Source organism: Mesorhizobium sp. LSJC280B00, from assembly GCF_000502835.1.
GTDB lineage: Bacteria > Pseudomonadota > Alphaproteobacteria > Rhizobiales > Rhizobiaceae > Mesorhizobium.
The window spans coordinates 1-13,477 of sequence record NZ_AYVL01000056.1; the positions used below are offsets into that span (position 1 = coordinate 1).

The following is a 13,477-nucleotide window of genomic DNA, read 5'->3' on the forward strand; positions in this document are numbered from 1 at the left end:
ACTTTTTTAGGAAGAACAAGCCCGGCGAGCGAATATTTCGAAGGCACTCGCTAAGCGAGATCGATCTGTCGTTCGGCCAAGCGCTTGGCAAGGCTTTAGTTCAATCCCTTTCCGGGGCGAAATCATTATCAGTGCTCGGCATTGCTGACGGTCGCTCACGAAGATTAAACCGCGGTATCGTGCGTTCAGCATTCCGGGGGAGCGAGCGTTAGGCTTTGCTCTTCTGCTGGGGGCTCGCTTCGCACCAACACGTCCAGCACTTGCGCGATATCGACCCCTGACCGCGATCCGTTGCGCACCATACCCCTCGATACCGCCGAGCGCATGGTTCCAATGACGCAGCAGTGGCGCAGCATCCGCCCCGGCCGGTTCACAGGATCATCCCGCAAAGTCGCCCTTGTCACGATCCACCCGCACATCAGCGCCAGCGCGGCAGTCGCCACGCGATGTGTCGCCGGCGACAAGATCGCCAGCATGAAGGCCGCGACCGAGATCCAGAACGTCGCTTCCATGTTACCGATCGCCCGCAGGTGCTCCGCCAGCCGTGGCCATGCGCTTGTGCCCATGGTTGCGCCGACCGCCAGCCCGACTGCGATTGCGTGCATGCGGAACGTCCAAAGCGTCCCGCCCCATGGCCGCAGCGTGAACGTCCCGACCACGAGAACGAGTCCGGCCAGCGCGACGAGCGCCCGCCGCGGTAGCAAGAACACCAGGAGCGGAGCCAGTAGATAAAATTGCATCTCGGCGGCGACCGACCAGAATGGCCCAAACGCAAAGGCGTTCCCGCATCCTGTGGCGCCCCCGAAACAGGGCGCCCAATGCGCATTCGAGATGAAGGCGAATGCCGCCTTGGCGTCTGCAGGCTCAACGCCGCTTCCCGGGATGATCAACCCGATCGAGAGGATGGCGCCGACGCACCAGGCCAGCGGCACGATCCGCATAGCACGCCTGACATAGAAGGCGGAGGCCGCCTCGAGCGCTCCTAGCTCGAGGCGCAGGCTTCGCAATGAGCGTTCCACCAGCAGGCCGGAAATCACAAAGAACAGGTCGACCCCGACGCTCCACGCCGGCGCAAACAGCAGAGCGGCGACCGTCCCGCCTTCTCCGAAGACCGGCCCGACATGCGACAGCACTACCAGCCCGATCGCCAAGCCTCGCAATTCATCCAGCCCTGATAGGCGAGCTTCTTGTTTCATTCAAATATCACGCTCGACAATCACCAAAACATTGATTTAATCATAATGCACAAAAGCGAGGCAAGGAATGCGCGTACGCCTGACATTTGTCGCAGTCGCGACTGCCCTTACATTGGCGCCCCGCGCTTTGGCTCAGTCGCTCACGCATGATCCGAACGCCTGGCGCGCCGTCGCCTACGCCGATCTCGAGCTCCCGAACTCGGAAGCTGTGCCCTACGCCTCCCTATGGGCCGACCGGCTGAAGAAAAACAACGACGCCTACGTGGCCAAAGGCGATACGCGCTTTGCGGTCGCCAACGCGCCGGCTTCCGAGAGTCACATCGTCGTGCGCAGCCCGACCAAAACCGTCGTCCTCTCGGTCCTGCACACGCTCACCGGCTGCTTGCCGATCCGCACCGATCCTGTCGGCAATGCGACGCTGAAACGATGCCCCATGCGCTTGGCGATCTACCAGAATGGCCGATCCACGGTCGCTGACGCTGGCTCAGGCTGTTTCATCGAATATGGCGCGCAACCGAATAACGTCCGCCCCGACCTCGCTCGGAATGGTGCAATGGGTGCATATGATGTTCAGGCCAAAACTATTCGCGCCGGCATCGTATTCCAAGGTGAAATCGCCCCGGAATGCCAATTCCGGGTCCCTGTCCCGCAGCCCTAGGGGAAGCCGCGATGCCCGGTGTGTTTCCGGCAACCTCGATATTCGGAAGGAGCGCAACCATGATCGACATGGAAAACCTAACCTTATTCAGTACACCAGCCTGCCACCAGCCATCGCCACCGGATCAAGGCTTCCCTCACGGCGCGCGATGCGCGGCCTTGACCGCGGCTCCTGCCGGCGGCCGCGGCGGGATGACGTTCAGGAGATCTGCCATGGCCAGCCCGACAATCTTCACGACTCTAGCCGTCTTGATCTCGCCGGCAATCGCGCAAGCGCTTGATCCGCTCAAGGCTCCGCAGGGATCATATGTAGCGTCTACACACACATGTGCCGATCTCGACCAAGGCGTGGGCGCTCTCGAACTTGCCGAGTTTGACGGCGACGCAATCACCGTCGGCGCAAGCACCTGCAAGATAGCAGGCACCCGTCATGCAGGCGATGCGTTCCAAGCCTCATGTACAGAGCGTGGCAGCAGCTCCCCGGTCATCACGCCGATGAAGATTACGCGCCCATCCAGCGACGCGCTCTCCATCAATGGCACCATCTATAATTTCTGCCCGGGGAAGTAAGATGCTGCGTCCCTTCCCAATACTCCTCGCCGCGCTCCTGGTCGTCGGACAAGCGCCTGTTGCGCAAGCGAATTCCTTTGACCAGGATGCAAATTCTTGCGACCTCAATGACAAGACAACCTTGCGTTCCCTTTGTAAGAACGGAGCGGGTCTGCCGAGCTATCCGTCCACGCAAGAGATGATGGAGCGCAGCCCGAACATCGCCAATATGATTGTAGACGCCGCCAACAAGTATGGCGTTGATCCCAAGCTCGCTCTTGCCGTGTCCGCTCACGAAGGCGCGATGTCAGCATGTGCCGGCTCCTTCAGTGGCGTTCTTGGACCGATGCAGCTTACGGGAGCGACCGGCCGCGCCTACGGGATGGATCGGGGCATCTTGTCCGAAAACATTGAAGGCGGCGTAATGACGCTTCGCGATGCCGTCAAATCGTGCGGCGGCACGTCAAGTATTCGCTGCCTCGCCGATCGTTACAACGGCAGCACGGAAAGCCAGCGCCGTAACTGGACGCACGACGTAAACCGCCGCTATGCCGGGCTCAATTCGGCCGGCCAATCCATTCGTCAGGGGTGCGGCGCGCAACCGGTCTGCCAAATGGGACCAGGCGACTTTCAGACGCCCAACGGTGGTGAGACAAAACTCGCTTCATCCGCTCCCGGTCCCGCCAGAAGCGACATCAATGTTGCCTCTGGTCAGGTGTAACCCCGTCTCCCCATTGAGGGCCACGCCGTCGGCCAGCCGCCTTCAATGGGAGAGATTTCGCGACGAGAGCTTTCCAAATCCCCGTTTCAGATGGCTTGCCAGCTCCTGGCGCACATCATCAGGCCATTGCTCCATCCCGCCGCAGTTCACTTCGGACGCAACCAACGACCAGTAGAGCAGATCCGCGTGTCGTCCTTCGAACAGAGCCGCCACGATGAACTGTCCGATCACCAACGTGATCGTCTCGGGCTTGCCTTTCTTCCGCAGAAATTCGGAAACCTCTTCCACCCATGGTTTCGGTTGGCAATCGACGAACGCCGCCGCTTCCTTGTAGAGCGAATTGTCTCCTGCGACTTGCCAAATATTCGCTTGCATCGTGAACCCTTCAGCAAAATGATGCCGGTGCATCGACGCTGGCAGATTTTCCAATGCCAGTCAAAGAAATATAAAGCATATTTTCAGCTTATCGTAGCAAATGAATCTACGCCGATTGTTTAGCAGCGTATACTTTTATTGTATGCTACTGGCTTGTCCTGCGTCTCTTTTTGGTCTGAGGTGGCTGCTTCTTCTCGGAGGTTGCCCCAGCGGGGATGGCTGCCTCTTTCAAAGAAGGTACACCACTGAACTCCGTCATCGAGCGCTTCACAGCACGCGTTGCCTCAATATGCCGCGCAATCTCGTTGAAGTTGAAGCCGAACGTCTCGATGTCCCGCTTCACGCTGTCGTCGTCACCAGTACGCCCGATGAGCGTCCACACCGGCACCTTCAGGTGCCGTGCCAGCCGCTCCAGGGTGACGAATGTCGGGTTCCCCTTCCCCGTCCGCAACTGGTAGAGCGTGCCGCGCGATAGCCCCGTAGCGTCGGCAAAACTCGCATAGTCCGGGTACTCGTTCTCGATTTGGCGAAGTCGCAGGGCGAGCAGGATCGAAAGCCAACCATCGCTGTCTTCTGTCTTGTTTTTAAATATTGGCACGGTTGCACTCCTGCTTATCGGTCGGAATATGACGGCCATTTTTTGTAAAATGTCTAGTGCTCAGGCTGTTAGCCGAAACGATGACTCATTGCCCTATTAAAGTGTCGCGGCATCCTCCCCATACTCCCGTACAGCGATTTTGGCCGCCGCTAAATCGTTCCAGAGCACGGTAGCATTTCGATCTGAATGCCCTGTTGAAAATGAATCATTAAATGATCCAGGTTGGATGGCGTGGTCATCCGACTTATGAATTTGTCGTGTAACGCCTCATCCGGAGGGACAACCCTGTTCTCTGCCCCTGCGGCAGGCAGGCCCTGCAATCGTTGCCCCATACCATTTCGAATGACCTGGTTCAGATCGACCAGAAGCGAAACCTCGACGCCCCTGTTTCAAGAGCGTGGATGATTTCCCGGCTATGCAACGATGTTAGGCGGCTGCGCAGTCCACCATTCGCATTGCCGATTACGCTCAAAACGGGCCGCAAGGCTTGGCCCCCGCGGGTCGGCGAGGATCCAATCTCTATCCCTGTCCGAGCTGGAAAAGGCGCCGGGGAATACGCCGCACTCTGAAGCCGATACCGCCAAAGGCGGCACCATGCCCCCAGCCTTCGAAAAACGCTTGCTCCATGAGGGGCCATCCTATCTCCGTTGATCATTATAATGACGCTTGATCTGTGATATTATAATGATCAACATCGAAATAGGAGGCTCTGTGTCATGCTCATGAGGTTCGCGTTCGCAATTTTCGCCGGCGGCGTGCTCGCTTTCTTCGCCCTGCCCGATCAGGAAGCCGGCCTTCGCCTGCTCAGCTTTTCCACTGCTTTCTTGATCCTGTCCCTCGCCACCGTCTGTGTCATCGAATTTCTAACTCACAGTATCGGACGGTATCGCCTTCGCTCGTCGTTACAGCCGTCGCGCTGTGATGACGAACTTCCTTTGTATGACGCTGCAAAGTTCGAGCGCTCCGCCTGGTCGACGTCCGGCGTCAACCCTAAGGATCCGAACCTGGTTTGGCAGTACCGCCTCAACGATCAGCGCCTTGGCCGCTTCAAACTTTAACAGGTCCTACCGTGTCAGGATCTGCTCAATCAGGCCACAGCCGATCCTCCTGTTCCGTCAGGTTTGCGATCTCCTGATACGGTAGCCCCAAATGCTTCAACGCTTGCGCACGGCGGCGTCCCGAATTCCCAAAAGGCCCATACCGAGACGCCAGGGACGCCGCTAATGTGCCGATCGTCCGAAGGTCGGGTTCGCGCGCCCTCGCGCAATGACAAAGCGTTCCTGCGCAGACACCACTATGCGGTTCGCACGCAAGTGGTTCTCGTAATTTAATTACCTGATGCAACGGCTCCTGGTCGCCAATCTCGAGGTTTGCGAATGGCGCTCTCAGCGATGCAGGCTTGGGCCACCTGGCCGAGGCGATCCTGCGGTCACGATAGCTAAGTCCTGGCCCTTGCTCTCTTGTCCAGATGCCGGATGCCCAGCGCGGCGCGCGGGAGGAAAACCCCCTCGCCTTCCTTTCCCCTCCCTTACAGGTGATCGGCGGTGCCTCGGGGCTCCGGCGCCGAATGGGCCTCTGGCTGACCAGTTCCCAGCAGACGGCATAGCCGCGCTCGTGCGACCAATGGCGCATAACCTTCTCGGGTATCCAGCCGCCCGGCCCGAAGGTTCTCGCCGCTGTCCTCGTTCGGCGCGCAAACCGTGCCCACGCGCCAGCGGTGCCGCAACCTTGCGAAGAGGTTGGAGCACAACGTACCGCTGTTCGCGGGCCTATTCCAAGCGGCAGAACGCGTGAAGCGCCCCGGCTATTTCGCCGGGGATGTTCGACGCGCTATTAAATCATTCTATTGATCCGATAGCGGCTTGGCGGCATTATCAGGCCCATGACAAAGGTGTCATGGCCAAGCGCTGCCCAGGTATATCGCGCCTTGGGAGGATTCCCGGCGCGCGGGAGCTACTTGTGCCGTTGCCCAGTACCAAGTCACGGGCAAGGGAANTGCGCCCAAAACCACGGCAGCGGACGCGCTCGCGCTCTGGTCGGGAGCGATTGCGCTCGCCGGCACGCACGGCGAAGCTTATCTTGCCTCTCGCCGCCTGCCAGCGACGTTGCCAACTTTGCGCTTTCTGCCGGATTATCGATTGGGAAAGAGGCGCTTTCCAGCGCTGGTGGCTGCTCTGCAGGCCCCAGACCGTTCGATCTGTTCGGTGCAGCTCACCCTCTTGCACCCGACACGGCCAGAAAAGGCGGCGCTGGACGAGCCGCGCCGCATCATCGGCCCGAGCCGGGGCTTTGCCTTGCGGCTCGCCCCAGCGGCCGACATCCTTGGCATTGCCGAAGGTTACGAGACCGGCCATGCCGCAATGCTGCGCTACGGCCTGCCCGTATGGTGCTCACTGGGAGCGCCCCGCCTGCCTTTCCTTCAGATGCCCGCGAGCGTAAAGCGGGTCGTCGTCTTCGCCGATCCAGACAAGCCCGGCCTTGGCGCGGCCGAACGCGTTCGCGAAGCCAACCCTGGGCGCCAGGTCCTCATTCACAGACCGCCCGACGATCGCGATTTCGCGAAGTTGTGGGAGGACGATCCGACCTCCGAGATCTTATCCCTGGATCTTCTGGTCACGAGATTGCGATCACCCGGAGTTGAGCATCTCCGCTAAATACGCCCGAGCACGACGAGGAGGATGACGATCAGCAGCACAAGCCCAAGCCCGCCGCCGCCATAATAGCCGGTTCCGTAGAACGGACCGCCGCCGAGGCCGCTGGAACAGAAAGCGCCGCGCCAACTCGCGGAACCAACCGTAGACCGTCTGCACGGCCCGAAATGGATCGGCAGCATCCGCCAACCGCAACCGGAACGGACCAGGTAGCGCACGGCGTTGCTCTCCTCCCGAAATTCAACCTCGCGCGGACGGCCGCGACGCCCAGGCCTGGGCATTAGCGGAGCGATCTGCTCCCATTCTTCGTCCGTCAAATCGGATGGGCAGCGCTTGGTTTTCTTAGCGATCTTGGCCATTCGCCCGCGGCTCTGCTCGGTTCACCTCCAGAGCTTGAATCATAAATCGCTTCACCGCAAAACCCACCCCTCGATTTTCCAAACGGTCTCTTAGCGTATGATTTCGAGCAGCTCTTGTTCTGACCCGTCTTAATGAATTCGTAATATAAATTAACAGAACTTAAACTCGTCCCCTGAAAGTATCATGATAAAAATGCGACATGGGTTAAGGGCAGAGGCGACAGGATATGACCGTTTTTGCCGATCTCGAATTTGTCGCTCTATCTGCTCGTTCACGTGGATTTTTCACCGATGTTGAGTTACATGATCCCGGGTTCCCCAATGCGATCTTGGTGCGCGGAAGGTTTGATCTCAAAAGCTATACGGACGACCTGTTTAACCTGCTGGCGTTACACTGCCCTGCGAGTCTGTCCGCAGCGGTGACCATACGCCGTGCTGAGTTTTTAGCCGGGCGAGCGATGGCACAGGCGGCATTGCGGGCGCTGGGCCAAGCCGCTGCTGAGATTCCAATCGGCCTAGGCGGGGCTCCACTCTGGCCTTCCTCTTCCGCTGGGTCGATAACGCATGCCCGCGGGCATTGCGCTTGTTTCGCCATCGCCAATGGGAACTGGCGGGCAGGTGTCGACGTTGAGGCGCTGGCCAGCGGTCATGCTCTGGATGCGATCCTAAACATGACCATCAATGAGGATGAGCGCGCCTTGATCGCTCGACAAGTGGTCCTCTCTCCAGACCGGCTGGCGAGCTTGGTTTTTTCGGCCAAAGAAACGCTCTTCAAAGCGCTCTATCCTGTGGCAAGGCGCCTTTTCGGATTCGACTGTGCAGAGTTACGAACGACGCCTAGAAACGGGCAACTACGACTGCATCTAACACAAACTATCTGTCCCGAATTGCTCGAGGGCCAGCACTATGACATTCGCTTTAGCATCGCTGCTGGCCATGTGTTGACCTGGTTGGCAGTAACACACCAGCATATGTCAATGTAGCGGCTCCGGCTGATACATTGTTAAGGCTGCAGAAGCTTCGGAACCAGGGCGCTGGAGATGGCGGCTGCCGTCTGCCACCGCGGCCGGAAATCTCGGCGGCAGGTGCCCGTCGATCAGGATGGAAAGTGCGATGATGACGGTCCCAAGCGTATTCAAGATCATGAAAAAAGATACTGGATCGCGAGCCAGGAGCAACCTTAGCCTTCCCCAAGGCCACTCGAGCATCACAGCCGTAAATTTCGTTTGATGTGTGCCTTCTGGGAAACGGCTTGGTGAGCGCGTCTCCAGCAAGACCAGGTATGAGCCGGTTCGATGCGTTGCTGTGCCAAGCGGTTTGCGATGCGGCGCACTTCGTGCGTGGACCAGCGGATCAGGGCTCGGGTGAACTGGTGCCCCGCCGTTTTCATGCAGCGCCTGAAACGTGTTCACAGGGCTTTCGAAGCACCCATTCCTGAGGTCATCCCCGGTTTTGGAGATCCTGCCAAATGGCGACAAAAAGCTCGAAGTACGAAATACCACCATTGAAGGCTTCCCCGAGTTCGACGATTGAGCATGTCTATGCCGAACTGAAGAACGCTTTGATGGCCGGGGAATTTTCGCCCGGGCAGCCGATGCGTCTCAAGGAACTGGCTGTCGCATTCGGCACCAGCCACATGCCGATCCGCGAGTCGCTCAACCGGCTCAGCGGCATCGACATACTCGAACGGGCGCCGCGTCAGTCCGCGCGCGTTCCAATGATCACTGCTGAAGGCCTACGCNCGGCATCGACATACTCGAACGGGCGCCGCGTCAGTCCGCGCGCGTTCCAATGATCACTGCTGAAGGCCTACGCGATCTTCTGGAAGTGCGCCTTCTGAATGAACGGCAGGCCATAGTCTGGGGCGCGAAGAAATCTGCTGGGAAGAGCCTGAATTATATCAGACAAATCAATGACAAGATGGATCTACTCAATCTGGAGAAGAACGCTGACGTGAAAAAGTATCTGAAGCTGAATCAACTGTTTCATTTTGCCGTTTACAATCTCTCTCAAAACAAGGTCTTGATGAATACGATCGAGGCGCATTGGCTTCAGGCGGGCCCGGTCCTCAGCCTCAGGCGAAAGGAACCAAAATTTGTTCCGGGCCACCATAATCATCGCGAAATTATCGACCAGTTGGAGAAGGGCAACGGCTTGGCTGCCGCCGACGCCCTCGAGCGCAACATCATGGAAGCGCATGAGCAGATTTTTGCGATTCTTGACAAGTCCGACCTGAAGGATCGTGCGGGAAATCGGGTCCCTGCCTAGGAACGCGGAATCGAACGGCCGCTCCTTTCGTACGCCTCAGGCGAAGGCCCCCCGTGAGAGCATGGCAAGCTAGGCTGCGCTGTCGCACTGCGCTTAAATGTATGGGTCCTTTCCAAAAAAAGGGGTGAGTGATTTCAGTAGGTCGTGATTCTATCGGATTGCTCAGAGTGGCGGAACCCGGAGATCAACCCGTATATCCCGGAGCGAAACCCGGCACGGTCACCTCAAACTATCATGATGTTGCCATGGCCATGGGCCAAGATTGAACAGAGAGCCGTATGCGCTGAAAGGTGCACGGGTGCACGTACAGTTCGGGGAGGAGAAGCGCAGCAGCACTTCTTACTCCACCCCCCGTGCGGCGCGGCTTCCGCCACGTCGTGGCCATCATGGACTGATTCAGCCGCAGGGTGCCGGCCTGGCGGCTGTCCAACACCATAGATAGCGACTTCTGCGTTACCGCCCTCGAGGAGGCGATTGCTCGCCACGACAGGCCCGACATCTTCAAAACTGACCAGGGGGCAAGTTCCTGAGCTTCGCCTTCACGGCCACGCTGAAGGACGCCGGCATCCGCATACCCATGGACGGGCGCGGCCACCGGATGGACAACGTAGTCACCGAGTGGTTGTGGCGCGGCGACAAATACGAATGCGTCTTCCTCATGCCTTCGAAACCGGCAGCGAGCTGCCCAGAGGATGGACTACTGAATCCGGCGACACCCGTAGACCTCGGCCGAAATATTAAGAAAATGTGAAGTTTTGGTGAATGGATTGACTGTGTAACTTGCCGCGCATACATCATAGCAAAGCTATTTAGCAATGTCCTCGCATTCTGATGGAAAACATGCAGAGTTTAAAAAAGGCCGCAGGCCCTTCAGACCGGACCATTGCAGCGTCCGTGCTTTGGTATGCATCCGAATTTCCTCGTCGTCCTGCTGTTATTTTCGGAACAGAAGCGATCAACTACATGGATTTGTGGCTGCGAGCCTGCGAGATAGCTCGCGCCCTAAAAACTGGACGTGAAGGGGGTTTGGACCGCGTCGCCCTTCATTTTCCCATCGGCATTGACCGGATCGCGGCGATCCTCGGCTGTCAAATCCTAGGTGTTTCCTACGTTCCTGTGGAACCAAATCTTCCAGAGAGTCGCATTCGCGAGATGCTTGCGCAAGCGGATCCGAGCGTGCTCCTCAGTTCATCGGCCGTCTATTCGGCGATCCTCGAGGATGTTTCGTCGTGCTCGGCGGTGATGGTCGAGGAAGTTGGAGTAGGCGCAGCCGATGGTGGATCGTTGAACCGAGATTTGGCGCTGCCGCCGAAGTCCGGTGGCTACGTTATCTTTACCTCGGGTTCGACTGGCAAGCCGAAGGCAGTCGACATGGGAGGAGTAGCACTTCAAAACCTCGTGGACTGGCAGATCGAACTTTCGGCCCTGTCAGACAATGCGGCAACGGCTCAGTTCGCCCCCATTTCGTTTGATGTATCGTTTCAGGAGATCTTCTCCACGCTCTGTTCTGGTGGCCGTATCGTCATCCTAACGAATGAACAGCGGATCGACCCCGATTTGCTTTCGGACGAGATACAGCGTGCCCGGGTGGAACGATTGTTCCTGCCATTTATCGCTCTCCAACAATTGGCCTCGAATTGTGTGGAGCGCAATCTGTTTCCCGACAGTCTACGGGAGATCCACACCGCCGGCGAACAACTCGTGGTCTCTTCCGCTTTGCGCGAGTTTTTCAGCAAGCTCCCCGAGTGTCGGCTCTTCAATCAGTACGGTCCCTCCGAGACACACGTCGTCACTTGTCACGAGCTTGAGAGCAATCCAGCCGAATGGCCTAGGTTACCGCCAATCGGTCGGGCTCTGCCGAATGTCGAACTCTTTATCTTAGGTGAAGATGCCCGACCGGTGAGGTCACGAGAGGTGGGAGAGCTCTATGTTGGTGGCGTTTGCCTCGCGCAGGGTTATTTCCAGGATAAGGAGCGAACAGAGGAACGGTTCGTGACTATCGATATTAATGGCACGCCAACGAGATTGTATCGGACCGGCGACTTTGCGACGTCAGATGAAAGTGGTTGTTTTTTCTTCTGTGGTCGCCGTGACCACCAAGTCAAGATCGACGGCTATAGGGTTGAACTTGGGGAAATTGAGAGCGTTATAGCCGATCACCCAGACGTAGCCGAAGTCGCCGTGGTTTTCGAGCGCGATGCAAATGGAACGGGACGACTGATCGCCTGCCTAACGAGCAAAGATGGGGCGCCAACCGATTGTCTCGAGACAGTAGTTCGCACCCATGTCCGTGAGATGCTTCCTGGCTACATGGCGCCAGACCGTGTCCAGATCATCGGCGCGATGCCTAAAACGGCGAGTGGCAAGGTCGATCGCAAATCAATCGCCGAAAAGCTGTGTGCCGAAAAGGTCAAGACCTCGGCACCGCCTGTCGAGAAGCCTGCCAGTGCCACTACGAGCGGATCGGCGAAGGACGGCGATCTGTGCGGCGCGATCACCTCTCACTGGCGGGAGCTCCTGGACCATCCCTCGCTCACGGATTCGGATAACGTGTTCGATTTTGGCGCGCGTTCGATCATGATACCGGAGCTTCAGCGCCGCCTTCGCCGCCAATTCGGGATTAACATGTCCGCGATCTTGGTCTTCCGGCATCCTTCGCCGAGGGGGCTTGCAGACGTTTTATCGCGAAGATCGGCGAAGGGCGATGCATTGAACACGACGTTGGCTGGTCTCGCAAACCGGCGTGTGTCGACCAAAAGACGCGCTTCTCCGCGCTGATCCTGCGCACCGATGACCCGCTCCAGCAGACCAGATTAACGCGCTCCGGAAGCCAAAGAGCAGATAAGCCGGAGCAGCGACGAGGTGAAAATGAACGGCCCCATTCACAGAGCTACCCCCATCGCGATTATTGGCATGGCCTGCCGGTTCCCCGATGCTGACACGCCCAAGGCGTTCTGGGAAAACATTATTGCCGGACGCGAGAGCATTCGTCAGTTGTCGGATGTTGAACTCGCCGGCGCGGGCGTCGAGCCCAAGGAGTGGGAAACGAACGATTACATCCGCCGCGGCGCCCCACTTACGGGCCTCGGCTACTTCGACGCTGACTTCTTCAGCATCACGCCTCGTGAGGCGGCTCTCCTCGATCCGCAGCACCGACTATTCCTGGAAAACATTTGGCACGCCATCGAAGATGCTGGCTACGCCGTCCGTTCGACCGAGATGACAACGGGCATCTATGCCGGCTCCGGCCCGAACAGCTATTTCGCCAGAAGCGTAGCCGGCTCGCACGATTTCAGCAAGGAAGGCATGCTCGACACCATGTCCGGATTCCAGGCCATGCTGGGAAACGACAAGGATTACCTGGCGACTCGGGCGGCCCATCGCCTCAACCTCATCGGTCCCGCCATCAACGTCCAAACAGCTTGTTCAACCTCGCTCGTAAGTCTCCATCTGGCCTGCAGCGGTCTGCAGAACGGCGAATGCGACCTGGCGCTGGCGGGCGGTGTCACGGCAATCATTCCAGAGGGTGCGGGCTATCGCTATCAAGAGGGCATGATCTTGTCCCGCGACGGGCACTGCCGTCCGTTCGATGCCGAGGCCAGCGGCACGGTGTTTTCGAGTGGCGTCGGCGTGCTTGCGCTTCGACGTCTCGATGACGCGCTTGCCGATGGTGACACCATCCACGCTGTTATTCGCGGGTCGGCGATCAACAATGATGGAAACGACAAGATCAGCTTCTCGGCGCCGAGCATCGAGGGCCAATCGAGCGTCGTCGCAAGAGCACTCATGAACAGTTCGCTCGCGCCGGAAACGATCTCCTACATCGAGACGCACGGAACGGGCACGAAACTGGGTGATCCGATCGAGATCGAAGCCCTCAGCGAAGTCTTCGCCGGTTTGCCGGCGGACGTCGCGCCGATTACTCTTGGTTCGGTCAAGGCCAATATCGGCCATACGATCGCCGCTTCCGGCGTCGCGGGTGTAATCAAGACGGTCATGGCACTGAAGTCGCGAACCTTGCCGCCGGCGGTCAATTTCAAGACGCCCAATCCGGAGATCGACTTCGATCGCCTTCCCTTCGCCGTGCCGGCGAGCGCTGCGCC

At 58.5% G+C, this 13,477-nt stretch carries 15 protein-coding genes and 3 pseudogenes; 12 read left to right on the forward strand and 6 right to left on the reverse strand.

Going from position 1 to position 13,477, the window contains the following annotated elements; translation table 11 throughout:
* The coding region (locus X773_RS77870) for a hypothetical protein (protein ID WP_210164210.1) at window positions 1-212 on the forward strand (212 nt) is incomplete at its 5' end.
* Here the strand turns inward: X773_RS77870 and X773_RS72100 are convergent.
* Window positions 186-1,196: an acyltransferase gene (locus X773_RS72100; protein WP_245274872.1), complete on the reverse strand. Its 1,011-nt coding sequence runs from the start codon at window positions 1,194-1,196 to the stop codon at window positions 186-188. The two genes, X773_RS77870 and X773_RS72100, sit on opposite strands and share 27 nt — an antisense overlap.
* A 67-nt stretch (window positions 1,197-1,263) precedes the next feature.
* Between X773_RS72100 and X773_RS72105 the strand changes: the two genes are divergently transcribed.
* Genes X773_RS72105 through X773_RS74090 form a run of 3 tightly spaced genes read left to right on the forward strand, consistent with a single transcriptional unit; the run spans window position 1,264 to window position 3,123 of the window.
* Window positions 1,264-1,854, forward strand: a complete 591-nt coding sequence (locus tag X773_RS72105) for a hypothetical protein (RefSeq protein ID WP_031213253.1) — start codon at window positions 1,264-1,266, stop codon at window positions 1,852-1,854.
* A gap of 59 nt (window positions 1,855-1,913) precedes the next feature.
* Window positions 1,914-2,423, forward strand: coding sequence for a hypothetical protein (locus X773_RS77025; RefSeq protein WP_156937500.1), 510 nt, complete (start codon window positions 1,914-1,916; stop codon window positions 2,421-2,423).
* Between the two features lies 1 nt (window position 2,424).
* Window positions 2,425-3,123 carry a transglycosylase SLT domain-containing protein gene (locus tag X773_RS74090; RefSeq protein WP_023680627.1) on the forward strand — a complete coding sequence of 233 codons (699 nt, stop codon included), beginning with the start codon at window positions 2,425-2,427 and terminating at the stop codon, window positions 3,121-3,123.
* A 42-nt stretch (window positions 3,124-3,165) separates the two neighbouring features.
* Here the strand turns inward: X773_RS74090 and X773_RS72120 are convergent, their stop codons facing one another.
* Together X773_RS72120 and X773_RS72125 are read right to left on the reverse strand one after the other, a co-directional pair.
* Window positions 3,166-3,552 (reverse strand): hypothetical protein, encoded by a 387-nt coding sequence (locus tag X773_RS72120; RefSeq protein ID WP_245274873.1) that lies wholly within the window; start codon window positions 3,550-3,552, stop codon window positions 3,166-3,168.
* Window positions 3,553-3,643: 91 nt separating this feature from the next.
* Window positions 3,644-4,096: a helix-turn-helix transcriptional regulator gene (locus tag X773_RS72125; protein WP_031213257.1), complete on the reverse strand. Its 453-nt coding sequence runs from the start codon at window positions 4,094-4,096 to the stop codon at window positions 3,644-3,646.
* 716 nt (window positions 4,097-4,812) lie between these two features.
* On the opposite strand from X773_RS72125, the gene X773_RS72130 reads away from it, so the two are divergent.
* Together X773_RS72130 and X773_RS0140140 are read left to right on the forward strand one after the other, a co-directional pair.
* Entirely contained in the window at window positions 4,813-5,154 is a 342-nt protein-coding gene (locus X773_RS72130) for a hypothetical protein (RefSeq protein ID WP_023680631.1), read from the forward strand.
* 1,080 nt (window positions 5,155-6,234) lie between these two features.
* Window positions 6,235-6,750 (forward strand): toprim domain-containing protein, encoded by a 516-nt coding sequence (locus X773_RS0140140; RefSeq protein WP_023680632.1) that lies wholly within the window; start codon window positions 6,235-6,237, stop codon window positions 6,748-6,750.
* Here X773_RS0140140 and X773_RS75845 read toward each other — a convergent pair.
* Together X773_RS75845 and X773_RS72135 are read right to left on the reverse strand one after the other, a co-directional pair.
* Window positions 6,747-6,854, reverse strand: a pseudogene (locus X773_RS75845) (DUF3309 family protein); the annotation flags it as partial. The gene X773_RS0140140 and the pseudogene X773_RS75845 sit on opposite strands and share 4 nt — an antisense overlap.
* Window positions 6,853-7,106: pseudogene (locus tag X773_RS72135) on the reverse strand (transposase); the annotation flags it as partial. The pseudogenes X773_RS72135 and X773_RS75845, both read right to left, overlap by 2 nt.
* Before the next feature lie 227 nt (window positions 7,107-7,333).
* Here X773_RS72135 and X773_RS74095 point away from each other — a divergent pair.
* On the forward strand, window positions 7,334-8,089 hold the full coding sequence (locus tag X773_RS74095) for a 4'-phosphopantetheinyl transferase superfamily protein (protein WP_023680634.1): 756 nt from the start codon (window positions 7,334-7,336) through the stop codon (window positions 8,087-8,089).
* Here the strand turns inward: X773_RS74095 and X773_RS77030 are convergent.
* Entirely contained in the window at window positions 8,081-8,518 is a 438-nt protein-coding gene (locus tag X773_RS77030; RefSeq protein ID WP_156937501.1) for a hypothetical protein, read from the reverse strand. The genes X773_RS74095 and X773_RS77030 overlap by 9 nt on opposite strands.
* Window positions 8,519-8,574: 56 nt before the next feature.
* Here X773_RS77030 and X773_RS72145 point away from each other — a divergent pair, with 56 nt between their 5' ends.
* The 5 genes and pseudogenes from X773_RS72145 to X773_RS72160 all read left to right on the forward strand — a co-directional run.
* Window positions 8,575-8,901, forward strand: a complete 327-nt coding sequence (locus X773_RS72145; protein WP_084641853.1) for a GntR family transcriptional regulator — start codon at window positions 8,575-8,577, stop codon at window positions 8,899-8,901.
* Entirely contained in the window at window positions 8,898-9,374 is a 477-nt protein-coding gene (locus tag X773_RS72150) for a GntR family transcriptional regulator (protein ID WP_023680637.1), read from the forward strand. Before X773_RS72145 ends, X773_RS72150 begins: the two co-directional genes overlap by 4 nt.
* A 332-nt stretch (window positions 9,375-9,706) precedes the next feature.
* Window positions 9,707-10,058: pseudogene (locus tag X773_RS78775) on the forward strand (DDE-type integrase/transposase/recombinase); the annotation flags it as partial.
* Between the two features lie 147 nt (window positions 10,059-10,205).
* The gene (locus X773_RS72155; protein ID WP_023680638.1) at window positions 10,206-12,152 is read left to right on the forward strand and encodes an amino acid adenylation domain-containing protein; all 1,947 of its coding nucleotides are present in this window, start codon (window positions 10,206-10,208) and stop codon (window positions 12,150-12,152) included.
* Between the two features lie 90 nt (window positions 12,153-12,242).
* Window positions 12,243-13,477 (forward strand): polyketide synthase (locus X773_RS72160; protein ID WP_031213270.1); only part of this gene is annotated, 1,235 nt, incomplete at its 3' end.

What these genes read in the sequence shown, in the direction of transcription:
- X773_RS72100 (WP_245274872.1), bottom strand. Translation starts at nt 1,196, where the DNA reads ATGAAACAAGAAGCTCGCCTATCAGGGCTGGATGAATTGCGAGGCTTG.
- X773_RS72105 (WP_031213253.1), top strand. Translation starts at nt 1,264, where the DNA reads ATGCGCGTACGCCTGACATTTGTCGCAGTCGCGACTGCCCTTACATTG.
- X773_RS77025 (WP_156937500.1), top strand. Translation starts at nt 1,914, where the DNA reads ATGATCGACATGGAAAACCTAACCTTATTCAGTACACCAGCCTGCCAC.
- X773_RS74090 (WP_023680627.1), top strand. Translation starts at nt 2,425, where the DNA reads ATGCTGCGTCCCTTCCCAATACTCCTCGCCGCGCTCCTGGTCGTCGGA.
- X773_RS72130 (WP_023680631.1), top strand. Translation starts at nt 4,813, where the DNA reads ATGCTCATGAGGTTCGCGTTCGCAATTTTCGCCGGCGGCGTGCTCGCT.
- X773_RS74095 (WP_023680634.1), top strand. Translation starts at nt 7,334, where the DNA reads ATGACCGTTTTTGCCGATCTCGAATTTGTCGCTCTATCTGCTCGTTCA.
- X773_RS72150 (WP_023680637.1), top strand. Translation starts at nt 8,898, where the DNA reads ATGATCACTGCTGAAGGCCTACGCGATCTTCTGGAAGTGCGCCTTCTG.
- X773_RS72155 (WP_023680638.1), top strand. Translation starts at nt 10,206, where the DNA reads ATGGAAAACATGCAGAGTTTAAAAAAGGCCGCAGGCCCTTCAGACCGG.